Below are 25,588 nucleotides of genomic sequence, written 5' to 3' on the forward strand. Positions count from 1 at the left end.
AAACCATCAGGAGAGAACCCATGTCACAACGATGGCTCATCACCGGCAGCTCGCGCGGCATCGGCCGCGCACTGGCCGAGGCCGTGCTGGAGGCCGGGCATCAGCTGGTCGCCACCGCCCGCGATCCGTCAACGCTCGACGATCTGAAACGGCGTCACGGTGACGCCGTGCGGCTTGTCGCGCTGGACGTGACCGATCCGGTGGCGGCCGCCCGTGCCGTGGCGATGGCGCTGGAGGATTTCGGCGGACTCGACGTGCTGGCCAACGTGGCGGGCTACGGCAATGTCGATTCGGTGGAGGACACCACGCTGGAGGACTTCCGGCGCGAGATCGACACCAACCTGTTCGGCACCATCATCATGACCAAGGCGGTGATTCCGCTGATGCGTGCGCAGCGCAGCGGCCACATCATCCAGTTCTCGTCGGTGGGCGGACGCATCGGTGCCCCTGGGCGCGCGCCTTATTCCGCTGCCAAGTGGGCAATCGAAGGTTTCTCCGAATCGCTGGCGCGCGAGATGGCCTTGATCGGCGTGCACGTCAGCGTGGTCGAACCCGGTGGCTTTCGCACCGACTTTGCCGGCGCGTCGACCCGTTTGAACTCGGGACGTCCGGAATACGATGCGGTGGTCGGCGCGACCGCGCGGGCGCAGCGCGCTTATGACGGCAAGCAGCCGGGTGATCCCGTACGCGCGGCGCAGGCCATCCTCAAGCTGGCATCGCTGGAACAACCGCCGTTTCGTCTGCCGCTGGGCAGCGACGCGCTGAAGATCATCGAGCAGGCTGACCGGGCGAAGCTCGACGAACTGGAGCGATGGCGCGAATTGAGTGCCTCCACGGATTTTCCGGTGGCCTAGTTTGCTGCAGCTGGCCTGTCTGTAGAATGCGTGTTCCTGCAGGAGATCGCGATCCACATGTGAGCCATACGGTCCATCCATAGCATCTGACGACATGCCCAAGGGCTGCCGTCCGGCTTCAGCTGCATCCGCCAAGGCGGTTGCGCACTATGGGAGATTCCGCATGGCGGATCCACGCATTCGCGTTTCCAACCTCGTTTTTTCCTGGCCCGACGGCACGCCGGTGCTGCAGGATCTTTCCTTCGTCCTGGGTGCCGTGCGCACCGGTCTGGTCGCACCCAACGGTGCGGGCAAGAGCAGCTTGCTGAAACTGCTGGCGGGCGAACTCCAACCGCAAGCGGGCCGGATCGAGGTGTCCGGCATCGTCGGCTACCTGCCGCAGGACCTGGTGCTGGATGGCGAGGCCACGGTGGCCGAGGTGCTGGGCATTGCGGCGAAGCTGCGTGCGCTGGAAGCGATCGCCGCGGGTGATGCCGATCCTGCGCACTTCGACACGGTGGGCAACGACTGGGACCTGCGCGAGCGCAGCATGGCGACGCTGGCCCGTCTGGGCCTCGGCGAGGTGGTGCTGGAACGCCGGCTCGCGACGTTCAGTGGCGGCGAGACCATGTCGCTCGGGCTTGCCGCGCAACTGCTGCGGCGTCCTGGCGTCCTTTTGCTGGATGAGCCGAGCAACAACCTGGATCGGACGGCGCGCCAGCGGCTCCATTCGGTGCTGCAGGACTGGAAGGGCTGCCTGCTGGTGGCCAGCCACGACCGGGAGTTGCTGGAGCGGATGGACCAGGTCGCCGAGCTGACGCCGACCGGCCTGCGTGTCTACGGCGGCGGCTTTTCGTTCTATCGCGACGCGCTGGAAACCGCGCAGAACGCGGCCGAGCAGCAGGCGCGCAACCTGCGCAGCGAGGCGAAGCGCGAGCAGCGCGCGATGCAGCAGTCACGCGAACGCGCCGCGCGACGGGCGGGCAACGCCGCGCGCGGCGTGGCCGATGCCGGGCTGCCGCGGATCGTCGCGGGCAACCGCAAGAGCGCGGCGCAGGTTTCGGCAGCGAAGACAGACGCGACGCACGCGGCGCGGGTGGAGCAGGCGCGTGCGCGTCTGCTCGATGCTTCGCAGGCGCTGCGCGATAGCGCGCAGCTCGATCTTTCATTGCCGACCACGCGGGTGCCAGCCGATCGCGTGCTGTTTGCCGCTGAAGGTTTGCGAGTGCGGCAGGGCGGCCGCGAGCTGTTCGGCCCGCAGGGACTGGCGCTGGACATCCAGGGGCCACAACGCATCGCACTGGGCGGCCGCAATGGTGCGGGGAAGTCCAGCCTGCTGCGGGTGATCGCCGGCGAACTGACGCCGGACGCGGGCAGCGTGCGACGCGGCGCGGGCCGCGTGGCCTACCTGTCGCAACGACTGGACGGGCTCGATCCTGCTCGCACGGTGATCGAGAACCTTGCGCTTGCCGCACCCGACATGCCGGCGCGGGAGCGCGCGAACCTGCTCGCCCGGCTGCAGTTCCAGGGCGCGCGCATGCACCTGCCGGCCGCCGCGCTGTCCGGCGGCGAGCGCCTGCGTGCAATGCTGGCCTGCGTGCTGCATGCCACGCCGGCACCGCAACTACTGCTGCTGGACGAGCCCACCAACAACCTCGACCTCGCATCCGCCGATCTGCTGGCGCAGGCGCTGCGCGCGTACGAAGGCGCGCTGGTCGTGGTCAGCCACGATCCGGCCTTTCTGGCGGAGATCGCCGTGGAGCGCTGGCTTGAACTTTCCGACGGGCAGCTGGCGGAAGACATCCGGCGCTGACCGCGCGGCGCAGTGATGCTTTGGTATCGGTCGATACCTTCGTGCAATGGAGCCGGGGCACTGGCTTTGATGTCATGCGCCACGCGTCATCGGCATCGCGCTGAGTGGCCTGCTGCTTCCGGGAGGCGCCCGTCAACAGTCTTTCGTGTCGACAGTCTGTTGCCCTGAACCCGGCTGGCCGGTGCTGCGCGATATCGCAAACATGTCTGCCACAAGGCAGCCACCTCTTCATCGCGAAACGGGGCTGGCGGTCACCGGTGGATTCGGTTTCTTCCATTCCGCAAGAGGATTCAGCATGACCAGGCCACTCGAGAAAATCCTGTACACCGCGCATACCCACACCACCGGCGGTCGTGACGGCGCGGGCACATCCAGCGACGGCGCTCTCGATGTCACGCTCAGTCCGCCCGGCTCGGGCAAGCCGGGCACCAATCCGGAACAGCTGTTCGGCGTCGGTTATTCCGCCTGCTTCATGGGTGCGATGCAGATCGTCGGCGCGGCGCAGAAGATCAGGCTGCCGGCGGATACCGCAGTGGACGCCAGCGTGTCGCTGGGGCGCACGGAAAACGACACGGCCTATGGACTCGCCGTGACCCTGTCGGTTTCGCTGCCGGGACTGGATCGCGAGCAGGCGCAGCGGCTGGTCGACGGCGCGCACCAGGCTTGCCCGTACTCACATGCCACGCGCGGCAACATCGTGGTGACGATCGAACTGGCCTGAACTCTCGCGTCAGCCTGGCTGACCTTCCCCATCCCGCCCTCGGAGGCAAGCTCATGAAATTCCTGTCCCAACGTCTCATCAACCCGCTCGCCGGATGGCTCGTGCTGGGTGTCCTCGCGCTGGCCATGCCGCTGGCCGCCTCGGCACGGAACACGCCGGCGCCCAAGCCCACGGTGGTGCTGGTGCATGGCGCCTTCGCCGATTCGTCCAGCTGGAATGGCGTGATCAAGCGCCTGCACGACAAGGGCTATACGGTGATCGCGGCGGCCAACGAGTTGCGCAGCGTCAACGGCGACGCGGTGGCGGTCACCAGCCTGGTCAAGTCGATTCACGGGCCGGTGGTGCTGGTCGGCCATTCCTATGGCGGCCCGGTGATCAGCGTAGCGGCCACGGGTCAGGACAACGTCAAGGCGCTGGTCTACGTGGCGGCGTTCGCGCCCGAAGTCGGAGAGAACGCGGCTGAGCTGTCCGGCCGCTTCCCGGGAAGTTCGCTGGGTTCGGCGCTGGCACCGCCGGTGGAGCTGGCCGACGGCGGCAAGGATCTGTACATCGAACAGGACAAGTTCCATGCCCAGTTCGCCGCGGACGTTCCCGCCGCGCAGGCTTCGCTGATGGCCGTCGGGCAGCGTCCCGTCACCGACGCCGCCTTGCACGAGGCGAGCACGTCGGCGGCGTGGAAGAGCATCCCGTCATGGTTCATCTACGGCAGCGCGGACCTCAACATTCCGCCGGCAGCCCAGGCCTTCATGGCGAAACGCGCCCACTCGCGCAAGACCGTGGTGATCAAGGGCGCCTCGCATGTGGTGATGGTGTCGCACCCCGCCGAGGTCGCGGCGCTGATCGAACAGGCCGCGCAGGCAAGGTAACCGGGCCAAGCGGGCAGGCGTTGGCGTTCTGCCAGCGCTTGCCTGTCGATCTTTACAGGCCGACCACGTGAACAGGACACCGCTGAGCCGCGCCCTCTCCGATGGTATCGATCGACACCATCGTGTGATGGGTGCCGCCACCGGACCCTGCCGTGATGGACGCACGCCGTGCGGCTGGATCACTTCGGGAGAGTGCCATGGGTTTGTCGAGCGAATCGAGGCGGGACAGCGCCGCTGTGCTGCCTCCGGCCAGTGACATGCTGGCGGTGTGCCGGGCCGCGTCGCGCATCGAGCGCAACCCCGACGAGGCAGCCGACTGGTATCTGCACATCCGCATCGCGGAGTTGGATGGCCTCACGGCCGCGAACCTGGTGGCTCTTGGGCGCACCGATGAGGTGATGCGCTTTCTCGAAGCCATCCGCAGCGGCGCCCGCGATTGAAGACCGTCGTTGCGAAGTGGCGTCACCCGGTTCCTGCTTGCCTTGCCCCGGCCACATGCCCGCCCTCGAACGGGCCGTTTGGGGCGCGGTGCAGCCCGTTGTGCCTGTTTTCATGCAGGCTCCATTCGGGGAGGCGACATGATGCAATGGACACAGACGGTGACCGCCAAGGTGCTTGGCGTCGGGGTGCTGGCCTTGTTGATGACGATACCGCTGATGCAGGTACGCGGGCTGGTGGGCGAGCGGCAGCAATTGCGCACCGATGCGATCAGCCAGATCGCGCAAGGCTGGGGCGGCAAGCAGGTGCTGGGCGGGCCGGTGCTGGTGGTGCCCACGTTGCGTCAGGTGGCGGTGGAAGGTCAGGCGGCGCCGCGCTGGCAGGCGGGCAGCGAAAGCATGCTGGCCGACGCGCTGAAGCTGGACGTGGCGATGGCTGTGACCACGCGCAGTTATGGCATCTACACCGCCCCGGTCTTCGTCGCCACGGTGAAGCTCGGCGCGCAATTCCGGGCGCAGGACATCGCCCAGTATCGCCATGCCAGCGACGCGCCGTGGCAGGGCGGCAAGGCCGAGCTGCGGCTGCCGATCGGTGACCTGCGCGGGCTGCAGGAAATTTCCGACCTGCGGGTCAACGGTCAGCCGGCCCGTTTCGAATCGTCGGCCGATCGCTTGGGTGGATGGCCGAACGTGGTGGTGCCGATCGACCTCGACGTGCTGGGCGACCGGCCGATCGACGTGCAGATCAGCCTGAAGCTGGCTGGCACCGAGGCGCTGCAGATGCTGCCGCTGGCGCGCAGCACCGACGTGACCATGCGCGCGCCGTGGAGCGACCCCAGCTTCATCGGCGCCGCGTTGCCGCTGGAACACGCGATCGATGCCAACGGCTTCAGCGCCCACTGGCACCTGCTGGATCTCAATCGCAGCTACGGCCAGCACTGGACGGACGGCGACGCCATGGCGGCCGCGCTGCAGGCGTCGACCTTCGGCGTGCAGCTGTACCAGCCGGTCGACGTGTACCAGCGCAACGTGCGCGCGGGGAAGTACGGCCTGCTGTTCATCGCGATGACCTTCGTGGCGTTCTTCCTGTTCGAGGTGCTCAAGCGGCTGCGCGTGCACCCGGTGCAATACCTGCTGGTCGGCGCGGCGCTGGCCACGTTCTACGTGGTGCTGCTGGCGTTGTCCGAGCAGATCGGTTTCGGTCTGGCCTATGCACTGGCGGCGGCCGCGGTAGTCGTGCCGGTCGGTGGCTATGCGATGGCGGTGCTGCATGCACGTCGCGCCGGCCTGCTGCTGGGCGGCGTGCTTGGGCTGATCTACGCGATGCTGTACGGGCTGATCGCGGCCGAGCAGTACGCGCTGCTGATCGGCGCCCTGGTGCTGCTGGCGATGGTCGCGCTGATGATGTACCTGACCCGCCGCATCGACTGGTATGCGTACGTACCGACCTCGACCGAGCCGCCAGCGGCTATCATGGAACAATCATGAATCTGCTCGCGATCGAAACCGCCACCGAAGCCTGCTCCGTCGCCCTGATCCACGGCGACGAACTGATCGCCCGCAGCGAAATCGCGCCACGCCGGCACACCGAACTGGTGTTGCCGATGGCCGACGAACTGCTGGCCGAAGCCGGCATCGGCCGCCACGCGCTCGACGCGATCGCCGTGGGCCGCGGCCCCGGCGCGTTCACCGGCGTGCGCCTGGGCGTGTCGCTGGCGCAGGGCATGGCGCTGGCGCTGGACCTGCCAGTGATCACCGTCTCCTCGCTCGCCGCGCTGGCGCTGGAGGCGCCGGAGGAGGAAGGCACCGCCATCCTCGCGGTGATCGACGCGCGCATGGGCGAAATCTACGCTGCCTGCTACCGCCGCGACGACAACGGTGGCCTGGTCGCGCTGGACGACGAACGCATCTGCACCGCCGACACCTTGGTGTTGCCTGAAGCGGATGCCTGGCAGGTGGTCGGCAGCGGCTGGGTCACCTACGCCACCGTGCTGAGCCAGCGCCTCACTGGCACCCTGCATTCGGCCGATGGCCATTGCTACCCGCAAGCTGCGCACGTCGCCGAACTGGCCATGCGCGAGTTCATGGCTGGCCACGCGCAAGCGCCGGAGCTGGCCTTGCCGGTGTATCTGCGCGACAAGGTGGCGTTGACGTTGGTGGAGCAGGGCAAGGCGTAAGCGTCGAGGGTCATGCAGGGAGGCAGCGTGGAATATCCCGTTGCCATCCTGCCAGCGGAGCATCGCGATGCTCCCCATGATGCCCATTTTGAAGTTCTACTTGTTGCGCCGGCCTTCGTCCATGACGCATTTTCGCAGGGTCGACGGATCGTTGGCCTTGCTCATGCAGTTGTAATACTTGCGATGGGTTTTGCGCGCAACGCACTTGGCCACGAGATCGGCACGGTCATCCGCGTGTGATTTGCGGAACCAATCTTCGGCATCAGGCGGCATGACCGAGACGGCGAAGTCGATTTCCTTGTCGATCAAGGTCCCACATTCATCGGCAGAAAGCTTTCTGGAACTGCAGGAGGTGAGAAGACCGAGCGCCAGGGCGGCAAAAATCACCTGTTTCATCATTCGACATTTCCCTATGTGCCGCTGGACGCGGGCGTGGTCGGCAAAGCATGGCAGGTGGTTGGCGCAGGGTCACGCCTCGAGCAGTGGCTCAGAGCCGCCCGATCACCAGTTGCACCAGCAGGCTGCTCACTGCCACCGCGATCCACACGCCCAGGCCGAGCAGGATCGGGCGGGGGCCGCTGGAGATCATCTTGCGCAGGTTGGCGGACAGGCCGATCGCGGTGAGCGCCACGATGATCAGGAATTCGGCGAGCAAGTGGATGGATGGCTGGATGGCCAGAGGGATCAGGCCGGCGGTGCGCAAGGCGGAGGCGACAAGAAACCACAGGATGAACCACGGGAAGATGCTGGCCAGACTGAAGTGGCCGGCGCTGCCTGCTTCGGCGTGCTTGCTCTTTTCGCGGGCTGCGACCACGAAGGCCAGCACCAGGCAGATCGGGATGATCAGGGTGGCACGGGTCAGCTTGACGATGGTGGCGTAGTCACCGGCGGCGTGGCTGTAGCTGTAGCCGGCGGCGACCACCGACGAGGTGTCGTTGATCGCGGTGCCGGCCCACAGGCCGAAACCGAGGTCGGACAGGTGCATCAGGTGGCCGAGCAGCGGGAACAGCAGCACGGCGACCACGTTGAACAGGAAGATGGTCGAGATCGCGAAGGCGGTGTCGTGGTCGTCGGGACGGATGATCGGCGTCACCGCGGCGATCGCCGAGCCGCCGCAGATCGCGGTGCCCACGCCGATCAGCACCATCAGCTTGTCGTGCACGCCCAGCCAGCGGCCCAGCGCCCAAGCCGACAGAAAGGCCATCGTCATCGTGATCAGGGTGACTGAGAGCGACTCCAGTCCGGTCTTCGCCACCTGGTCCAGGCTGAGCCCGAAGCCCAGCGTGATGATCGACCACTGCAGCACCTTCTTGCCGGCGAACGCGATGCCCGGCGCGTAACGCGCGCCCAGCGGCAGCGTGTTGCCGACCACGATGCCCAGCACGATGCCGATCACCGGCCCGCCGATCAGCGGCGCCCAGCGGCCCAGCAACCAGGCCAGCAGCGCGATCGCCACCGCCAGCAACAAGCCAGGCGCGCGTTGCAGCAAGGGGTTGGGCGTGGCGACGGAAGCGGGGGCGGACATGCTGGACTCCTGGAATGGCGGCCATTGTCCGTCGTGCAGTCCATAACCAGAACTTGGAATATGTGATTGGTCGTATAAACTCGGCTGATGATCAACATCAGCCCGCGACAGATGGACGTGTTCGTGCAGATCGCACTGCTCGGCAGCGTGCGTGCCGCGGCCGAGCGACTGCACCTGACCCAGCCGGCGGCCAGCATGGCGCTGGCCGAGATGGAGCGACAGCTGGACGGGCCGGTGTTCGACCGCGAGCGCGGCCGCTTGCACCTCAACGCCCGTGGCCGCGAGCTGTTGCCGCTGGCGCAGGAGCTGCTGGAGCGACACGCCGAGTTCGGTCGCCGCGGCCGCGAGGACGGTGCCGAACTGGGCGGCGAGCTGCGCATCGGCGCCAGCAACACGGTGGGCAATTACCTGGTCGGCGAATTGCTGGGTGGCTTCGTGCGGGCGCATTCGCAGGTGGCGATCCGGCTGCGCGTGGCCAACACCGAGACGATCACCGCAGGCATGCTGGAGCATAGCCTGGACATCAGCTGCGTCGAGGGCCCAGTGGCCCATCCGCTGCTGGAAGTGCGACCGTGGCGCGACGACTCGCTGGTGGTATGCGCGCCGCCGGAGCATCCGCTGGCGCGCAAGCGGGGTTTGAAACCCGCCGATTTCGCCGGTGCCCGCTGGGTGTTACGCGAGCCGGGTTCGGCCACGCGCGCCACCAGCGAGCGGGTGCTGTCACAGCTGCCGCCAGGCGAGACGGTGCTGGAGCTGGACCAGATCGAGGCGATCAAGCAGGCCGTGGTCGCCGGCCTGGGCATCGCCTGCCTGCCTTCGGTGGCGGTCACCGATGCCCTGGCAACCGGACGGCTGAAGGCGCTGAAGACGCCGTTCCTGGATCTGCAACGCAAACTCTCGCTGCTGCTGCACCGGCAGAAATACCGGGGTGCGTTGCTGGAGGCGTTTCTCGACAGCATCGGTTTCTAGATCGCCGCCTGAAGCCCGCGCCGCCTTGCCGCGCCGGAAACCCGCGATGATTTACGTGGAAGCGCTGGCGGGCAGCGCCTGCTCCTGTGAACGGCTCACGATCTCGCGCAGCATCGCCTCGGCCTGCTCATGGGTGTGGGCGCGCAGCAGGCGGGCCAGGTTGCGGCGCAGGTCGGCGTGATCGAGCGTGGCGAGGCGGTCGCGCACCTGCAGGATCTGCGCCGGGTGCATGCTGAATTCGTTGAGGCCGAGCAACAGCAGCAGCGCGGTGAAATTCACGTCGCCGGCGATTTCACCGCACAGGCTGACCGGCTTCTTCGCCCGGCGGCCGGCGCTGAGCACGTGCGAGATCAGTCGCAGCAGCGCCGGCTGCAACGGGTTGTAGATGTTCTCCAGCGCGTCGTTGCCGCGGTCGGCGGCTAGCACGTACTGGGCCAGGTCGTTGGTGCCGATGGCGAGGAAGTCGGCGTGCTCCAGCAGCGCGCGCACGTTGATCGCCGCCGCCGGCACCTCGATCATCGCGCCCAGCGGCAGTTTCTCGGGCAGGTCGATGTTCTCGCGCTTCAGGTCCTGGCGCGCCAGCTTGAACAGCGTGCGCACCGCGATCAGTTCGTCGGGCTGGGTCACCATCGGCACCAGCACGCGCACCGGGCCGTAGCAGGCGGCGCGCAGGATCGCCCGGATCTGGGTGGTGAACACCGCGGGATAGCGCAGCGACAGGCGCACGCCGCGCACGCCCAGCGCGGGGTTGTCCTCGCCGCGCAGGCTGAGCCCGGCGGCGTCGGCCTTGTCGGCGCCCAGGTCCAGCGTGCGGATGGTGACGGGCAGGCCGCCCATGCCCATCACCAGGTCGCGATAGGCGATGAACTGCTCGTCTTCCGAAGGCAGCCCCTTGTGCTTGAGGAACAGGAATTCGGTGCGGTACAGACCCACGCCGTCGGCGCCGCGGGCGCGGGCCATGGCCACGTCCGATGGCGTTTCGGCGTTGGCCAGCAGGGCGATCTCGACGCCGTCGCGGGTGCGGGTGGGCGCGTTGGCCAGCTTGGCCAGGCGGCGCCCCTCGATGGCCGCCTCGCGCTGCCAGGCACGGTAGCGCGACAGGTCCTGCGCGGTCGGATGGACGATCGCCTCGCCGCCTTCGGCGTCGAGCAGGATCAGGTCGTCGTCGTGGATGTTGGACAGCGCGTCACGGGTGCCCACCAGCATCGGCAGGCCCAGGCTGCGCGCCAGGATCGCGCTGTGCGAATAGGCGCTGCCGGAACTGGCGACCACGCCGAGCAGGCCGTTGCCGGCCAGTTGCGCCATGTCGCCCGGCGCGATCGAATCGGCCACCAGGATTTCGCCCACGCGGGCGGCCAGCTTGCGTTCTTCCGGACTGGTCTGTCGCTGCAGCGCGGAGATCACCCGGTTGATCACCTGCTCGACGTCTTCCTTGCGGCTGCGCAGGTAGGGGTCGTCCATCGCCTCGAACACGGCGGACAGGCGATCGCGCTGCTTCTTCAGCGCGGCACCGGCGCGGTAGTGGCCGATCCGGACCAGGTCGTCCAGCCCGCGCAGCAGTTCGGCGTCGTCCAGCAGCAGGCTGTGCGCGTCGATGAATTCGTTGACCTCGCGGGCCAGCGCGCCGTGCAGCCGGTTGCGCAGTTCGCGCAGCTCCTGCCGCGCCGTGTCGAGCGCGCGGTGCAGGTGTTCCAGCTCGCCCTCGATTTCGTCCTCGCCCAGCGGCCGGTTGTCGACCGCGTAACGACTGGGCTGCACCAGCCGCGCACGGCCAAGCGCCATGCCGTGGGCGGCGACGGTGCCGGGAAGGAGGTGTCTCACGCTTGGCTCCTTGCGGAGTCGGGAATGGGCAATGGGGAATGGAGAATGGTCAGGAGCAGGGCGCGCGAAGGCCGGCGATGCACCGTCAACCTGGTGCAGCCGGCTTTGCCGATTCCCGGTTCCAGATTCCCGATTCCCTGCATCACTATGCCCCCTCGTCGAACTTGCGCTCGAACAGCTCGACCACGGCGGCGAGCGCAGGTTCCTCGTCGGGGCCTTCGGCGCGGATGGTCAGCGGACTGCCCAGGCCGGCGGCCAGCATCATCACGCCCATGATGCTCTGGGCGTTGACCTCGCGGCCCTTGCTGATCAGCCACACGGTGGACTTGAAGCCCTGCACCAGCTGCACCAGCTTGGCCGAGGCGCGGGCGTGCAGCCCGAGTTTGTTGGAGATGACGACTTCTTGTTCAAGCATGAGAAAGGATGCCCTGATCCATTCCGCACAGGCGGCATGATGTCCAGAAGGTTCGCAGATGGTGGCGCGTGGCGCAGCCAAGGCCGGCCGCCTTGGCAAGCCGCGCGCTGCCGGCTGCGGGCCTTCTGGACATCACCCCGTCATTATTTGTCAGCCGGTGGGGGCCGGCTCTGTCTGCCCGCATCTCCGCGGCGCGCCTCCTTGACAGGCGGCCGGCCTGGCTTCGTCGACGCACCGCGAACCTGCGGGCAGACAGAGCCGGTGACGCCTGCGTGGAATGGATCAGGGCATCCTTGAGGTCAGGCATGGTCGATGAAAATTCCCCCGCGGCCACCGCTGGCCGCGATCTCGGCCAGTTCGTCCAGCGGTTTTTCCGCATAGTTGAGTACGCGCAGCAGCATCGGCAGGTTGAGCCCGGAGACACAGCGCAGGCGCACGCCCAGCGCACCCAGCGACAGCCCGATGTTGCACGGCGTGGCGCCGTACAGGTCGGCAAGGATCAGCACGCCGTCGCCGTGGTCGAGTTCGCGGGCGTGATGCGCGGTGAGCGTGCGCATCACGTCGGGATCGGCATTGGGCGGCACCTCCACCGCGTCCACCCGCAAGGGCAGCTTCGGCATCACGTGGTGCGCCGCCGAGATGATCGCGTGACCGACCGCTTCGTGGGTCATCAGCAGCACGCCCACGCTCATGGCTGCTGTTTCCTGCGGGTTGGCGAAGTCATGCCGGTTCACTCCAGCTCGCGATGGAAGGCGAGCACGCCCTCGCGGCGGTCACGATAGTAGGCGGCCAGCTTTTCGACCAGGTAGACCGAACGATGCCGGCCGCCGGTGCAGCCGATCGAGATGGTCACGTAGCTGCGGTCGTCCTGTTCGAAGCGGGGCAGCCAGGCATCCAGCCAGCGCGCGGTGTCGGCGAAGTATTCGCCGACCAGGGGTTCGGCTTCGAGGAACTCGCGTACCGGTGCGTCCTTGCCCGACAGCGGACGCAGGTGCGCCTGCCAGTGCGGATTGGGCAGGCAGCGCGCGTCGAACACGAAATCGGCGTCCAGCGGCAGGCCGCGCTTGAAGGCGAACGACTGGAACATCAGGGTCAGGCCCTCGGTGGCCTGGGCGTAGCCGGTGGCCACCAGGCGACGCAACTGGTGCACGTTGAGTTCGCTGGAGTCGATCACCTTCTCGGCGATCGCCATCAGCGGGCGCAGCAGCCGGCGCTCCTCGACGATGGCATCGGCCAGCGACACGCCGCGGGTGGCCAGCGGATGACGGCGACGGGTTTCCGAGTAGCGCTTGATCAGCACCTCGTCGCGGCAGTCCAGGAATACCAGGTGCACCTGCACGCCGGCGGCGGCCAGCTCGGACAGCACGGTCGGCATGTGGGCGAAGTCGGTACCGCGATTGCGCACGTCCACGCCCACCGCGATGCGCCGGTGCTTGCTGTTGCCCTGGATCACCGCGTTGACCAGCTGCGGCAGCAGGGCCGATGGCAGGTTGTCGACGCAGTAGAACTCCAGGTCCTCCATCGCGCGCAGCGCCACCGTCTTGCCGCCGCCGGACATGCCGGTGAGCACGATCAGGTGGATCTCGCTGGGGTCGACCTGCAGGTCGAGCAGGGGAGTGTTTCCGTTCATGCGTTCACCATGGCGGCAGCCGGCGCAACTGATGCGCCTGGCGGTCAATGAAGGTCTGCGCCGGATCGATGCCCTTGCTCTTCAGCGCATGGCTGCGCACGGCGGCCTCGACCAGCACGGCGAGGTTGCGGCCGGAGGCGACCGGCAGGGTGATCATCGGCACCTGCACGTCGAACACCTCGCGGTGGCCGATGTCGCCGGTCAGACGGGTCAGCGCATCGATGTCCTCGCCGTCGCGCAGCGGCTTCAGGTGGATCACCAGGCGCAGGTATTTGGACGTCTTTACCGACATGTGGCCGAACATCTCGCGCACGTTGAGCACGCCCAGGCCGCGCACTTCCAGCAGGTCCTGCAGCAGGTCGGGGCAGGTGCCGTCGATCACGTCCGGCGCGATCAGGGTGAATTCGGTGGCGTCATCGGCGACCAGCCGGTGGCCGCGGCTGATCAGTTCCAGCGCCAGCTCGCTCTTGCCCGAGCCGGCTTCGCCGGTGATCAGTACGCCGATCGAGAAGACCTCCATGAACACGCCATGCAGGGTGATCTTCGCCGCCAGCATGCGCGCCAGGTGGTATTGCAGGTAGGTCAGCAGTTCGTGGCCGCGCTTGGAACTGGTCCACAGCGGCGTGCCGGTTTCCTCGGCGACCTCGCGCAGGTCGGCGGGGATCGGCTGGTCCTTGGTCACGATCAGGGCCACCGGCTGGTAGGCGGCGATCTTGTGCATCACCTCCCAGCGCTGGCGCGAGTCCAGCCCGTCGAGGAAGTTCAGCTCCTCCGAGCCGATGATCTGCACCTTGTTCGGGTAGATGACGTTGAGGTAGCCGATCAGCGAAGGCCGCCGCGACTGCGCCACGCCCGGCTCCAGCACGCGCGATTCGCCACGCATGCCCGACACCCAGCGCAGGGCCATGCGTTCGTGGACACCATCGTAGAGTTGTCGCGCGCTGATCCGGTCCAAGCTCAGTCCTCTGCGCCGCGTGTCGTTGCCCGGCGGGGCTTCGCGGCGACGCGGCCATTGTGCCAGCTTGGACGGTGGTACGTGTTCAGAAAAGGAAACGGCCCGCACGTGGCGGGCCGTTCCGGGTGGCGTTCAAGCGACGGGATCAGCCGTACTGGCGCTCCTCGCGCGCTTCGCGTTGATGCTTGTCGGCCACTTTCTCGCGGTGCTTGCGCAACTGGGCGACCAGCTTGTCGAACAGCACGTCGATCGAGGCATACATGTCGGCCTCGGTGGCCTCGGCATGCAGGGTGGCGCCGACCGCGTTGAGCGTGCCATCGGCGCGCTGCTGCAGCTTGTCGACCGAAAGCACGATCGCGAGGCTCATCAGCTTGTCGTCGAGGCGAGTGAGGCGGTCGAGCTTGGCCGTGGCGTGTTCGCGCAAGGCCGGGGTGACTTCAATCTGCTGGCCGCTGAGTTGGAATTGCATGGGTCGCCTCCTCTGGTGGTGCAGTGCCGCGTTGTCGCGGCGGGGTGGACGCGTCGGGCCGCAGGCGCCGACACATCGTCAGTCATTCTGTAACAGGTATGGGAGCGAATTTTCGTTAACCAAGTTCCCGCCGCGACGAGGCGTTCAGCCCGCGCGCTGGCGCTCGCTGGAGGTGGGAATGCGCAGGCCTTCCCGGTACTTGGCGACGGTGCGACGGGCAACCTGGATGCCCTTGCGCTTGAGCTCCTCAGTGATGGCGAGGTCGGACAACGGCTTGCGCACGTCTTCGGCGTCGATGAGTTTGCGCAGCATGGCCTGGATGGCGGTGGCCGAGGCGCTGCCGCCGTCCTCGGTGGATACGCCACTGGAAAAGAAGTATTTCAGCTCGAAGGTGCCGCGTGGCGTATGCAGGTACTTGCGCGTGGTGACCCGCGAGATGGTCGATTCGTGCATGCCGACCTCCTCGGCCACCTCGCGCAGCACCAGCGGGTGCATCGCCTCGGGGCCGTAGTCGAGGAAGGCGCTTTGCCGACGCACGATCGCGTCGGCCACTTTCAGCAGCGTCTCGGCGCGCGATTCCAGGCTCTTGATCAGCCAGCGCGCTTCCTGCAGCTGGCCGCGCATCCAGCTGGCATCCTCGCCGCGCGCCTTGGCGATCAGCCCGCAGTAGTGCTGGTTGAGGCCCAGCCGCGGCTGTGCGTCGGCATTCAGGCTGACCCGCCAGCGGGGGCCGTCGCGCAGGGCGTAGACGTCCGGCGCCACGTATTCCACCGGCGTGGTGTCCAGCGCCGCGCCGGGGCGCGGGTCCAGGCTGCGGATCAATACAGCCGCCTCGGCCACGTCGTCCTCGCTGGCGCGCAGGCGCCGGGCCAGCCGGGCGATGTCGTTGCGGGCCAGCAGGTCCAGTTCGCTGTCCACGATGTGCAACGCCAGTTCGCGCTGCGGCGTGGCGGCATCGAACTGTTCCAGCTGCACGCGCAGGCAGTCGCGCAGGTCGAGGCTGGCCACGCCGGTGGGATCGAATCCCTGCAACTGGCGGCGCACGGTCTCGATCTCGATCATGCTGGCATCGAAACCGGCGGGCAGGGCGGCGATGACCGCATCGAGGCCCTCGGCCAGGTAGCCGGCGGGGTTCAGCGCATCGATCAGCACCGTGGCGATCAGGTGCTGGCGCGGACTGAACGAGGCGAGGTTGAGCTGCCACAGCAGGTGTTGCTGCAGCGTTTCCGGCGCGACGCTCTGCGGCTCGAAGTCGTCGTCGCCACGCGAGCCGGAGCTGCTGCCCGAGCTGCTGCTGGAGAAGTCGATGGGCGCTTCCGCCGTGCCGCCGCCGTCAGCCCACTCGCTGCTTTCGCCCTCGTCGTTGCTGCCGGCCGTGGCCACCGCCTCGACGCTGGGGTAGTCGAATTCGGCCTCGCTGACCTCGGGGGCTTCCTCGTCTTCGATCTCCTCGGCGAATTCCAGCAGCGGATTGCTTTCGGCGATTTGCCGCAGCTCGGTCTCCAGCTCCAGTTGCGACAGCTGCAGCAGGCGTATGGCCTGCTGCAATTGCGGCGTCAGCGTCAGCTGCTGGTGGAGGCGAAACTGCAGTGCGGGTTTCATGCCAGCCGGATCGGAAGGGGACGCGGGCCATCGTAACCCGAGCCTGCGGGCGCGGCCATAGATTCCCGTGGCGCCGAAAGATGCCGCGACAGCTTTTTCAGAGCCGGAACTCGCGACCCAGGTACACCTCGCGCACCTTGTCGTCGGCCAGGATGTGTGCCGGCGTGCCGCGCGACAGCACTTCGCCCTCGTTGAGGATGTAGGCGCGGTCGCAGATGCCCAGGGTCTCGCGCACGTTGTGGTCGGTGATCAGCACGCCGATGCCGCGTTCCTTGAGGTGGCGCACGATGCGCTGGATTTCGCCCACGGAGATCGGATCGACGCCGGCGAACGGTTCGTCCAGCAGCATGTAGCGGGGGTTGGCGGCCAGCGCCCGGGCGATTTCCACCCGGCGCCGCTCGCCGCCGGACAGGCTGATGCCTTTCTGTTCGGTGATGTGGGCGATCTTCAGCTCGTCCAGCAGGTTTTCCAGCTCGGTCTCGCGCTGCTGCGCGGTCAGGCCGTCGCGCAGTTCCAGCACCGCCATGATGTTGTCGGACACGCTGAGCCGGCGGAATACCGACGCTTCCTGCGGCAGGTAGCCGATGCCGAGTTTGGCGCGCGCATGCATCGGCAGGCCGGTGATGTCGAGCTTGTCCAGCTTGATGCTGCCCGCGTCGGCCTCGATCAGTCCCACCACCATGTAGAAGCAGGTGGTCTTGCCCGCGCCGTTGGGGCCGAGCAGGCCGACCACTTCGCCCTCGCGGATCGAGAAACCGAATTCGCGCACGACCTGGCGCGACTTGAAACTCTTTTGCAGACCTTCGGCGGAGAGCATCGGTTACGGCTGTCCCTGCGTGGCCGGCTTGGCCGGTGTGCTCGAGGATGCGGCGGGCGCCGCGTCGTCGGCAGGTTTCGCCTTCGGCTTGAAGGTCATGTGGACCAGGCCGTCACCGCTGCTTTCGCCGGTCATCTGGCTGGTCTCGGTGTTGTAGGTGAGCTTGTCGCCGTGGGCGTCGCCACGTCCCTTCTGGGTGATCGAGGCGTTGCCGCTGAGTACGGCGATTCCCTTGAGGTTGTCGTAGTCGAGCGTGGCGGCGTCGCCCAGCACCAGGTTGTTGTTCTCGTCCAGTTGCTCGAGATGGGCCGGGCTGCCGGTGATCACCACGCGGCTGATCTGGCTGTCGCCGTCGAAATACACCTTGGCCTGCGCCCCGGTGGCTTTCAGGGTGCCCTGGGTGATCACCACGCTGCCGCTCAGCGTACTGACGCTGTTGGGCTTCTGGAAACCGTCGAAATGCTTCGCGCCGACGTGCATTTCCTGCAGGCGGTCGCTCTTTTTCGCCAGGGCAGGTTGTGCCGCGAGCAGGCCCAGAGCGGCAATGCCGAGCGCGAACCTAGCGCTTGCGCGGCGGGAAGGTGGCATGAACGTCATCGAGCAGCTCCAGGTGTTTGTCATTCAGGTCGGCGCGCATGCCGATACCGCTGATTCTAGTGCCGCCTTGCACCATCTGCGCGGGCGCGGCGGTTTCCAGCCGGTTCTGTTTCGGCCAGGCGGTGATGTCGGCGGTCTGGATCTGCGCGGCGGGCGCGTCGCGGAAGGCTGCCCGGTGCATGTCGACCGGACCTTGCAGTTTCAGCTCGGTGCCGCTCTTGTTGACCCAGCCATACAACGACTTGCCCTGCCAGTCGGGGACGCCAGCCTGGTTCGCCGGCAGCTGGAACGTGGGCGAATTCAGGTACAGCGAGTCGTCGCCCTCGCGGCGTTCCAGGTGCGGCGACTGCAGGTGGAAGCTGGGCTTCCCCTCGGCGTTGAACTCGGTCATGCGGGCGTCGGTCAGGGTGTAGCCCGAGCGCGGCGGGCCCACGAAGTCGTTGGTCCTGGGCGCCGGACCGAACCACCACAGCAGGATCTGGGCGACGCCGGCAGCCAGCGCGATCGCGATGGTCGCGGCCGGCAGGCGCCGGTCGCGCAGCCACAGGCGCAGGCTCACTGCCAGCGCTCCCGTTCGGCGTCGCTCTTGCCCTGGGCGTGCAGGATCAGATCGCAGGCCTCGCGCGCCGCGCCCATGCCGCCGCTGCGGGTGGTCTGCCAGTGCGCCGCCTCGGCCACCCAGGGGTGGGCGTTGGCCACCGCCACGGCGAGCCCGGCGATGTGCATCGGCGGCAGGTCGGGCAGGTCGTCGCCGACGAAGGCGGCCTGTTCGGGCGTCAGCTGCAGGGCGTCGAGCAATTGCTGCAGGCAGCCGCGCTTGTCGCCCTGGCCCTGGTAGACGTGGCTGATGCCCAGTTCCTCGGCGCGCAGCGACACCGGGTGGCTGATGCGTGCCGTGATGATGGCCACCTGCACGCCGTTCGCCTGCAGCCGCTTCAGGCCCAGGCCGTCATGCACGTGGAAGACCTTGGTTTCGCGGCCATCCTCGCCGTACCACAGGCGGCCGTCGGTCAGCGTGCCATCCACGTCGAACACGGCCAGGCGAATTTTCGCGGCGCGGGTGAGGATGTCGGCGGAGAGGTTGGCGAGGTAGGTCATGAGTCCATGGTTGCTGTGAAAAGCCTCGAAAGGCGGGTTTGCCTGATTTTCCGATTTGCCGGGGCAAATCGGGATCAGACCACACGCGCCCGGAGCAGATCATGAATGTTCAACGCGCCGACCACGCGCTGTTCGTCGTCGACCACCAGCAGGGCGTGGATCTGGTATTTCTCCATCAGCTGCGCCGCCTCGGCCGCCAGCTTGTCGGCGCCGATGGTTTTCGGGCCGCGGGTCATCAGCTCGGCCACGGTGGCCCCGCGCAGGTCCACGCCTTCGTCGTCCAGCGCGCGGCGCAGGTCGCCGTCGGTGAATACGCCCAGCAGGCGCTGATCGGCGTCGACCACGGCGGTCATGCCCAGGTGCTTGCGGGTCATCTCGACCAGGGCGGCGGTGATCCCGGCGTCGGGCGAGATCTTCGGCACGTCGTCGCCGGTATGCATGACGTCGCTGATGTGCAACAGCAGGCGGCGGCCCAGCGCACCGGCCGGGTGCGAGCGGGCGAAGTCGTCCGAGGTGAACCCGCGTGCCTCGAGCAGGGCGATCGCCAGCGCGTCACCCCACACCAGCGCCACCGTGGTGCTGGTGGTCGGCGCCAGGCCCAGCGGGCAGGCTTCGCTGGAGATGCTGCCGTCCAGGTGCACGTCGGCCTGGGTCGCCAGCGAGGAGGTGGGGCGTCCGGTGATCGCGATCAGCGGGATGCCTTGGCGTTTGATCACCGGCAGGATCAACAGCAGTTCGTCGGTCTCGCCGGAATAGGACAGCGCCAGCACCACGTCCTGCGGCAGGATCATGCCGAGGTCGCCATGGCTGGCCTCGCCCGGATGCACGAAGAATGCCGGCGTGCCGGTGGAAGCCAGGGTGGCAGCGACCTTGCGCCCGATATGGCCGGACTTGCCCATGCCGCTGACCACGACGCGGCCCTTGCAGCCCAGGATCAGCCGGCAGGCCTCGACGAACTCCGGCCCGATCCGCGATTCCAGCGCCAGCGCGGCGGCCGCTTCGGTGGCGACCACCGTGCGTGCGCTGCGGGTGACCAGGTCGGCATCCAGCGAGGTCGGGAGGGGCGGGGCGGTGCGTGCGTTCATGAGGGCTCAGGCAAGGTGGCGGGGACACGGAGGGCGGTGGAAAGCGGGCCGGTTCCGCCTGCTGCCGAGCCCTCGTCATTTCTGCGCCAGCGTATTTCCATTACCATGGCATCTTCCCATTTTAACGTGATAAGCCAGCACAAAGGATTCCGTTCCAGCGGGAATCCGCCTTCCGGCTGGCCCGACCACCTCATGGAACACTACCCGATGGACTCCAGCCGCATCCAGGCGATGATCGAACAGGGCCTGCCCGGTGCAAAGGCGGAGGTCAGCGGCGCCGATGGCGTGCATTTCGAGGCCACCGTGGTGGCCAGCCAGTTCGGCGGCAAGTTGCCGCTGGCCCGGCATCGGCTGGTGTACGCCACGCTGGGCGAGCTGATGGGCGGTGCGATCCACGCGCTGGCGCTGAAGACACTGACTCCGGAGGAAGACGGGAACAGGGAATAGGGACTGGGGAATGGTCAAAAGCCATTCCGTCCAGTTCCGCGCCCGACCTCGGCTCCTCCGATTTTCCATTCCCGATTCTCCATTCCCGATTCCCTGCACCCATGGCCAAAATCCTGATCAGCGGCGGCACGCCACTCAACGGCGAGGTTGCCATTTCCGGCGCCAAGAACGCCGTGCTGCCCATCCTCGCTGCGTGCCTGCTGGCCGACGAGCCGGTGAGCATCGGCAACGTGCCGCACCTGCATGACGTCACCACCTTCATCGAGCTGCTCGGTCAGATGGGCGTGCGACTGGTGCTGGACGACCGCATGAAGATGCACGTCGACCCGCGCACCACCAGCACCTGCGTGGCGCCCTACGACCTGGTGCGCACGATGCGCGCCTCGATCCTGGTGCTGGGGCCGCTGGTGGCGCGCTTCGGCCAGGCCGAGGTCTCGCTGCCGGGCGGCTGCGCGATCGGCTCGCGTCCGGTCGATCAGCACATCCGTGGCCTGCAGGCGCTGGGTGCCGAGATCACGGTCGAAAACGGCTACATCAAGGCGAAGGCATCGCGGCTGAAGGGCGCACGCATCGTGATGGACATGGTCACCGTCACCGGCACCGAGAACATCATGATGGCTGCCACGCTGGCGCAGGGCACCACGGTGATCGAGAACGCGGCGCAGGAGCCGGAAGTGGTCGATCTGGCGCACTGCCTGATCGCGATGGGCGCGCAGATCGAGGGCGTGGGCACCTCGACCATGGTGATCCATGGCGTCGAACGACTGCACGGCGCCCAGCACGACGTGCTGCCCGACCGCATCGAAACCGGCACTTACCTGGTCGGCGCCGCGATGACCGGTGGAAAGGTGCGTGCCCGCCATGCCCGGGCCAGCTCGCTGGAGGCCGTGCTGGCCAAGCTGGAGGAGACCGGCGCGCACATCTCCACCGGCGACGACTGGATCGAGCTGGACATGGGTGGCCGTCGGCCAAAGGCGGTCAACATCAGCACCGCGCCATACCCCGCGTTCCCCACCGACATGCAGGCGCAGTTCACCGCGCTCAACTGCGTGGCCGAAGGCACCGGCGTGGTGACCGAGACGGTGTTCGAGAACCGCTTCATGCATGCGCAGGAATTGCAGCGACTGGGCGCGAACATCCAGCTCGAAGGCAACACCGCGGTGATCCAGGGCGTGTCCCGGATGAGCGGCGCGCCGATCATGGCCACCGACCTGCGCGCCTCGGCCTGCCTGGTGCTGGCCGGCCTGGTGGCCAAGGGCGACACCACCGTCGACCGCGTCTACCACATCGATCGCGGCTACGAAAACATCGAGGAGAAGCTCGGTGTGCTTGGCGCGAAGATCCGGCGTCTGCCGAACTGATCCTTCGTCTTGCTCCCTCTTCTGCGTAGCAGGGGAGGGTTGGGATGGGGGCGCTTGATCTTCGGTGAGGGGGGCTAGTCCGCTGGTTCCGTCCCGTTTTCCGCGAGGGCTTGGGCTAGCCCCGCGGGTTCCGCCCGTTTTCCGCGAGGGCTTGGGCTAGCCCGCGGGTTCCGCTCATTTTCTGCGAGGGCGTGAGCTACCCCCGCTGGTTTCGCCGATTTTCCGCGAGGGCCTGAGCTACCCCCTCCCTTCCTCCCCCTGCGAGCAGGGGGAGGGATCAAGGTGCTCTCGGGGCTACGGGTTTGCCGGGGCGGCGGTTTGTCGGGGCGGCGGGTCTGCCGGGGATGCGGGTTTGGGCTTACTCGGCCCGGTAGCTCACCAGTTCCAGCACCAGGTCGCCGCCGTCGTGCTGGGCCAGTTTCACCGGCAGCGGGTAGCGGTCGGGGGCGTACCAGGCGCTGAAGCCGCGGTCGGCGTCGGTGCGGTCGATGCGCTCGGCGTCGAAGCTGCCGGCGGGTACCTTGACGGTTTCCTTGCCGCTGACCTTGAAGTTCTGCGTCTGCACTTCCTGGCGTACCGCCACCGGCAGGGCGATCTGCTGTCTGCCGTCGCGCAGCGCCAACCCCAGCGCCAGCGCCAGGGTGTTGCGTTCGACCATGCCGGGACTGGCGGGATAGCTCTGCGCGCCCTTGCCCTCGTCGACGCTGACCCGGTTTTCCGCCCAGTCCACCGCCAGGTGTCGCTGCTTCTGCTTCACCGCGGCCTGCATCCGGTAGTCGTAGCTGATCGCCTCGGGCACGTCGCCTTTCCAGCGGAAACGCGAGGATTCGCTGACGCTGGCGCCAAGCAGGGCGGCCAGTCCGCCGGTGCCCTTGACGTCCTTGCTGTAGATCCACTGGCCGTCGCCGGCCGCGTGCAACCGGATCGTGGCGACGCCCATGGGCTGGCCACCCTGCAGCACGTCGTAGGTGGCGGTGAAGGCCTGGGGTTGGGTGGCTGCGGCGGCGTGGCTGCCGAACAGCAGGCCAAGGCCGAGCAGGGGAGCGAGCAGGGATCGGATAGTCATGCGCCGAGTCTGCGCAGGCCGGGCTGAACCTGCTTTAAGGCTGCAGCCCGTGCTCGCCCAGTTGCAATGGCATCGCCAGCGACTGGTCGTCGAAGCGTGGGCCGTGGCCGTCCCATTGCAGTCGACCATGGGCCAGGTCGGCCAGCACCGCCGGCAGCAGGCGGTGTTCCAGTGGCAGCAACCGCTGGGCCAGCGACTGTTCGTCGTCGTCGGCCACGATCGGCAGGCGCGCCTGGGCGATCACCGGGCCGCCGTCCAGCTCGGCAGTGACGAAATGCACGCTGGCGCCATGCTCGGCGTCGCCTGCTTCCAGCGCGCGACGATGCGTGTGCAGGCCCCGGTATTTCGGCAGCAGCGAGGGGTGGATGTTGATGATGCGTCCCGCCCACGGTCGCAGCGCCTCGCCGTCGAGGATGCGCATGAAGCCGGCCAGCACCAGCCATTCGGCGCCGCTGTCGGTGATTCGTTTGAACAGGTCGAGATCGAACGCGCGCCGATCCGCATAGCTGCGCGGGTCCAGCGCCAGGGTGGCGATGCCGGCGGCTTCGGCCAGCCGCAGTGCGCCGGCGGTGGCCTTGTCGCTGCCCACCAGCACGAATTCGACCGGCAGTTCGCCGCGCGCACGCGCGTCGAGCAGGGCGGCGAGATTGCTGCCGCGCCCGGAGGCGAGCACGGCGACCTTGGCGGGTGCGGAGGCCAAACGGATCAGCCGATATGCACGCGCTCGTCGCCCTGCGCGGGCACGATCTCGCCGATCACCGAGCTGGCCAGGCCGTGCGTGGCCAGCAGCGCGGACGCGCCGGCCACCGCTTCGCGCGGCAGGATCACGGTGAAGCCGACGCCGCAGTTGAACGTGCGCCACATTTCCTCGCGCGCCACGTTGCCTTCGCGCATCAGCCAGTCGAATACGGGCGGCAGCACGATCGCGGTGGCATCCAGTGCAATGCCGAGGCCATCCGGCACCACGCGGATGATGTTTTCCTTCAGGCCGCCGCCGGTGATGTGAGCCATGCCGTGGACGGTTTCATTCTTCAGCAATCCCAGCATCGGCTTGACGTAGATCGTGGTCGGCGCCATCAGCGCGTCGACCAGCTTCACGCCGCCGAGGTCGAGATCCAGCGGGCTGCCCGCCCGTTCGAGGATCTTGCGCACCAGCGAGTAACCGTTCGAATGCGGGCCGCTGGAGGCCACGCCCAGCACCACGTCGCCGGCCACGATCGCGTCGCCGGTCAGCATCTGCGACTTTTCCACCGCGGCCACGGTGAAGCCGGCCAGGTCGTATTCGCCCGGCAGATACATGTCCGGCATCTCGGCGGTCTCGCCGCCGATCAGCGCGCAGCCGGCCAGCTCGCAGCCGGTGGCGATGCCGCCGACCACGGCCGCGGCGGTGTCCACGTCCAGCTTGCCGGTGGCGAAATAGTCGAGGAAGAACAGCGGCTCGGCGCCCTGCACCAGCACGTCGTTGACGCACATGCCGACCAGATCGATGCCGATCGTGTCGTGGCGGTTCAGCATCTGCGCCAGCTTCAGCTTGGTGCCCACGCCGTCGGTGCCCGAGACCAGCACCGGCTCCCTGTAGCGGCCGGAAAGGTCGAACAGGCCGCCGAAGCCGCCCAGCCCGCCCATCACCTCGGGCCGCAGGGTGCGCTTGACCAGCGGCTTGATGCGTTCGACCAGCGCATTGCCGGCATCGATATCGACGCCGGCGGCGCGGTAGGTGAGGGCGTCAGACATGGCGAGGACCTTGGTCAGGATCTGCGGCGTGGGTGAAACGCGCAAGTTTACCAGCTTGTGGCGCCGTTGCCGTTCGCCTTCGCCGGCTTCGACACCGTCGCGATGGACGCTGGGGACACTATTGGGCAGACTTCCCGGGAGATTTCTCCAAGAAGATGCCTGCCCCATGCGCCTGTCCCGCCTGCTGATGCTCACCTTGCTGCTGGCTTTTGCCGCCTTGCCGTCCCTGCATGCCCAGCTCGCCGGCTCGCCGTATTCGGTGGTGGTGCCGGTGGCCGACACCAGCGACGCCCAGCGCGACCAGGCGTTCTCCACCGCGCTGGCCCAGGTGCTGACGCGGGTCGCCGGCGGGCAGGATCTGCGCAGCAACGCCGGTTACGCCGATGCCCTGGGCAAGGCCACCTCCATGGTGCAGAAATTCCAGTACCAGCGCGCCGCCACCGGGCTGATCCTGAACGTGGATTTCGAGCCCGGTTCGGTGCGCCGGCTGGTCTCGAAGCTGGGCGTGCAAAGCGCGGGCATCAAGCCGCCCGTGCTGTTGCTGGTGCAGGACGGCAATGGTCATCTGCTCGACCAGACGGCACTGGCCAGCCTGGCGGCCAGTGCCAACGCGCGCGGCATCAACGTGGTGTATCCCGATGCGGCCAGCGCGCCCGATCCGGCCAAGATCGCCGCTGCCGACCCGTCGGCCCTGGCCGGGGTCAACCAGCAGTACCGCACCGGCCTGGTCCTGCTGGGCAAGCTCGCCGGCAACAGCGCGGACTGGACGCTGATTTCCGGTGGCCAGGCCCAGCACTGGACTGCGCAGGGCGCGAGCGCGGACAGCCTGCTGGGCGATGCCGGCAACGGCCTGGTCGACCGGCTGGGCAAGCAGCTCAACGTGATTGGCGCCGGCCCCAGCGAGGGCAAACTGTGGGTCAGCGGGCTGGACAGCGCGATGGATTACGCCAGGCTGATCTCCACCTTGCAGGACGACCCGACGGTGAAACAGGTGCTGACCCTGGGCGCGCAGAACGATGCCGTGCTGCTGGACATCAAGGCGGCGGTTCCGATCAGCGCGCTGGCCGCCAACCTCGCCGCGGGCGGCCACCTGCTGCTGCAGGGCGAACCGCATCCGGGCGCCGACGCGAACCTGCGCTGGCTGAGGTGA

The 25,588-nt window shown here is 67.7% G+C and carries 28 protein-coding genes; 11 read left to right on the forward strand and 17 right to left on the reverse strand.

All coding sequences use genetic code 11. The features are described 5' to 3' along the window. Positions 1-20: 20 nt before the first annotated feature. The 7 genes from ASD82_RS06490 to tsaB all read left to right on the forward strand — a co-directional run bounded on the left by ASD82_RS06490 (position 21) and on the right by tsaB (position 6,847). A complete protein-coding gene (locus ASD82_RS06490; RefSeq protein WP_056717016.1) occupies positions 21-854 on the forward strand; it encodes an oxidoreductase in 834 nt (277 codons plus the stop codon). Positions 855-1,017: 163 nt separating this feature from the next. Beyond that, positions 1,018-2,646, forward strand: a complete 1,629-nt coding sequence (locus tag ASD82_RS06495; RefSeq protein WP_056717018.1) for an ABC-F family ATP-binding cassette domain-containing protein — start codon at positions 1,018-1,020, stop codon at positions 2,644-2,646. Positions 2,647-2,941: 295 nt separating this feature from the next. Continuing rightward, on the forward strand, positions 2,942-3,367 hold the full coding sequence (locus ASD82_RS06500; protein ID WP_056717020.1) for an organic hydroperoxide resistance protein: 426 nt from the start codon (positions 2,942-2,944) through the stop codon (positions 3,365-3,367). 53 nt (positions 3,368-3,420) lie between these two features. Further along, a complete protein-coding gene (locus ASD82_RS06505; RefSeq protein ID WP_056717022.1) occupies positions 3,421-4,233 on the forward strand; it encodes an alpha/beta hydrolase in 813 nt (270 codons plus the stop codon). A gap of 197 nt (positions 4,234-4,430) precedes the next feature. Continuing rightward, on the forward strand, positions 4,431-4,673 hold the full coding sequence (locus tag ASD82_RS06510) for a hypothetical protein (RefSeq protein ID WP_056717024.1): 243 nt from the start codon (positions 4,431-4,433) through the stop codon (positions 4,671-4,673). A gap of 138 nt (positions 4,674-4,811) precedes the next feature. Continuing rightward, entirely contained in the window at positions 4,812-6,158 is a 1,347-nt protein-coding gene (gene creD / locus ASD82_RS06515; RefSeq protein ID WP_056717026.1) for a cell envelope integrity protein CreD, read from the forward strand. After that, positions 6,155-6,847, forward strand: a complete 693-nt coding sequence (tsaB, locus tag ASD82_RS06520; protein WP_056717027.1) for a tRNA (adenosine(37)-N6)-threonylcarbamoyltransferase complex dimerization subunit type 1 TsaB — start codon at positions 6,155-6,157, stop codon at positions 6,845-6,847. The genes creD and tsaB overlap by 4 nt, the downstream gene beginning before the upstream one ends. Before the next feature lie 96 nt (positions 6,848-6,943). On the opposite strand, the gene ASD82_RS06525 is transcribed toward tsaB, so the two are convergent. Both ASD82_RS06525 and ASD82_RS06530 read right to left on the reverse strand, forming a co-directional pair. Continuing rightward, positions 6,944-7,243: a hypothetical protein gene (locus ASD82_RS06525; protein WP_157599206.1), complete on the reverse strand. Its 300-nt coding sequence runs from the start codon at positions 7,241-7,243 to the stop codon at positions 6,944-6,946. Positions 7,244-7,334: 91 nt separating this feature from the next. Next, the gene (locus ASD82_RS06530; RefSeq protein ID WP_056717031.1) at positions 7,335-8,372 is read right to left on the reverse strand and encodes a putative sulfate exporter family transporter; all 1,038 of its coding nucleotides are present in this window, start codon (positions 8,370-8,372) and stop codon (positions 7,335-7,337) included. 87 nt (positions 8,373-8,459) lie between these two features. On the opposite strand from ASD82_RS06530, the gene ASD82_RS06535 reads away from it, so the two are divergent. Further along, positions 8,460-9,341 (forward strand): LysR family transcriptional regulator, encoded by an 882-nt coding sequence (locus ASD82_RS06535; RefSeq protein WP_056717033.1) that lies wholly within the window; start codon positions 8,460-8,462, stop codon positions 9,339-9,341. Positions 9,342-9,392: 51 nt separating this feature from the next. Here the strand turns inward: ASD82_RS06535 and ptsP are convergent, their stop codons facing one another. The 12 genes from ptsP to ASD82_RS06595 all read right to left on the reverse strand — a co-directional run bounded on the left by ptsP (position 9,393) and on the right by ASD82_RS06595 (position 19,830). Continuing rightward, positions 9,393-11,162, reverse strand: coding sequence for a phosphoenolpyruvate--protein phosphotransferase (gene ptsP / locus ASD82_RS06540; protein ID WP_056717035.1), 1,770 nt, complete (start codon positions 11,160-11,162; stop codon positions 9,393-9,395). Positions 11,163-11,307: 145 nt separating this feature from the next. Continuing rightward, complete coding sequence (locus tag ASD82_RS06545; RefSeq protein WP_056717038.1) at positions 11,308-11,577, reverse strand: HPr family phosphocarrier protein; 270 nt, start codon at positions 11,575-11,577, stop codon at positions 11,308-11,310. 299 nt (positions 11,578-11,876) lie between these two features. After that, positions 11,877-12,269 carry a PTS fructose transporter subunit IIA gene (locus ASD82_RS06550; RefSeq protein ID WP_007805705.1) on the reverse strand — a complete coding sequence of 131 codons (393 nt, stop codon included), beginning with the start codon at positions 12,267-12,269 and terminating at the stop codon, positions 11,877-11,879. A gap of 38 nt (positions 12,270-12,307) precedes the next feature. After that, a complete protein-coding gene (rapZ, locus tag ASD82_RS06555; RefSeq protein WP_056717040.1) occupies positions 12,308-13,207 on the reverse strand; it encodes an RNase adapter RapZ in 900 nt (299 codons plus the stop codon). A gap of 4 nt (positions 13,208-13,211) precedes the next feature. Then, positions 13,212-14,162, reverse strand: a complete 951-nt coding sequence (gene hprK / locus ASD82_RS06560; RefSeq protein ID WP_056717042.1) for an HPr(Ser) kinase/phosphatase — start codon at positions 14,160-14,162, stop codon at positions 13,212-13,214. A 145-nt stretch (positions 14,163-14,307) separates the two neighbouring features. Beyond that, the gene (gene raiA, locus ASD82_RS06565; protein WP_056717044.1) at positions 14,308-14,631 is read right to left on the reverse strand and encodes a ribosome-associated translation inhibitor RaiA; all 324 of its coding nucleotides are present in this window, start codon (positions 14,629-14,631) and stop codon (positions 14,308-14,310) included. Between the two features lie 144 nt (positions 14,632-14,775). Then, entirely contained in the window at positions 14,776-16,233 is a 1,458-nt protein-coding gene (locus tag ASD82_RS06570; RefSeq protein ID WP_056717045.1) for an RNA polymerase factor sigma-54, read from the reverse strand. A 97-nt stretch (positions 16,234-16,330) separates the two neighbouring features. Next, positions 16,331-17,050 carry an LPS export ABC transporter ATP-binding protein gene (lptB, locus tag ASD82_RS06575; RefSeq protein WP_056717047.1) on the reverse strand — a complete coding sequence of 240 codons (720 nt, stop codon included), beginning with the start codon at positions 17,048-17,050 and terminating at the stop codon, positions 16,331-16,333. Positions 17,051-17,053: 3 nt separating this feature from the next. Further along, a complete protein-coding gene (lptA, locus tag ASD82_RS06580) occupies positions 17,054-17,647 on the reverse strand; it encodes a lipopolysaccharide transport periplasmic protein LptA (RefSeq protein WP_056717048.1) in 594 nt (197 codons plus the stop codon). Beyond that, on the reverse strand, positions 17,610-18,206 hold the full coding sequence (gene lptC, locus ASD82_RS06585) for an LPS export ABC transporter periplasmic protein LptC (protein ID WP_056717049.1): 597 nt from the start codon (positions 18,204-18,206) through the stop codon (positions 17,610-17,612). The genes lptA and lptC overlap by 38 nt, the downstream gene beginning before the upstream one ends. Continuing rightward, entirely contained in the window at positions 18,203-18,745 is a 543-nt protein-coding gene (locus tag ASD82_RS06590) for an HAD-IIIA family hydrolase (RefSeq protein ID WP_056717050.1), read from the reverse strand. The genes lptC and ASD82_RS06590 overlap by 4 nt, the downstream gene beginning before the upstream one ends. Before the next feature lie 74 nt (positions 18,746-18,819). After that, positions 18,820-19,830, reverse strand: a complete 1,011-nt coding sequence (locus ASD82_RS06595; protein WP_056717051.1) for a KpsF/GutQ family sugar-phosphate isomerase — start codon at positions 19,828-19,830, stop codon at positions 18,820-18,822. A 207-nt stretch (positions 19,831-20,037) separates the two neighbouring features. On the opposite strand from ASD82_RS06595, the gene ASD82_RS06600 reads away from it, so the two are divergent. After that, a complete protein-coding gene (locus ASD82_RS06600) occupies positions 20,038-20,277 on the forward strand; it encodes a BolA/IbaG family iron-sulfur metabolism protein (protein WP_056717076.1) in 240 nt (79 codons plus the stop codon). 101 nt (positions 20,278-20,378) lie between these two features. Continuing rightward, positions 20,379-21,638 (forward strand): UDP-N-acetylglucosamine 1-carboxyvinyltransferase, encoded by a 1,260-nt coding sequence (murA, locus tag ASD82_RS06605; RefSeq protein WP_056717052.1) that lies wholly within the window; start codon positions 20,379-20,381, stop codon positions 21,636-21,638. 358 nt (positions 21,639-21,996) lie between these two features. Here murA and ASD82_RS06610 read toward each other — a convergent pair whose 3' ends face one another. From ASD82_RS06610 to purM, 3 genes are read right to left on the reverse strand one after another with little or no spacing between them, the layout of a single operon-like run. Beyond that, complete coding sequence (locus ASD82_RS06610; protein WP_056717053.1) at positions 21,997-22,704, reverse strand: DUF3108 domain-containing protein; 708 nt, start codon at positions 22,702-22,704, stop codon at positions 21,997-21,999. Between the two features lie 34 nt (positions 22,705-22,738). Continuing rightward, a complete protein-coding gene (gene purN, locus ASD82_RS06615) occupies positions 22,739-23,404 on the reverse strand; it encodes a phosphoribosylglycinamide formyltransferase (RefSeq protein WP_056717054.1) in 666 nt (221 codons plus the stop codon). Positions 23,405-23,409: 5 nt separating this feature from the next. After that, positions 23,410-24,438, reverse strand: a complete 1,029-nt coding sequence (gene purM, locus ASD82_RS06620) for a phosphoribosylformylglycinamidine cyclo-ligase (protein WP_056717055.1) — start codon at positions 24,436-24,438, stop codon at positions 23,410-23,412. A 166-nt stretch (positions 24,439-24,604) separates the two neighbouring features. Here purM and ASD82_RS06625 point away from each other — a divergent pair, with 166 nt between their 5' ends. Then, entirely contained in the window at positions 24,605-25,588 is a 984-nt protein-coding gene (locus ASD82_RS06625; RefSeq protein WP_056717056.1) for a DUF2066 domain-containing protein, read from the forward strand.

It is taken from the genome of Rhodanobacter sp. Root179 (assembly GCF_001428465.1).
In the GTDB taxonomy this organism is placed as follows: Bacteria; Pseudomonadota; Gammaproteobacteria; order Xanthomonadales; family Rhodanobacteraceae; genus Rhodanobacter.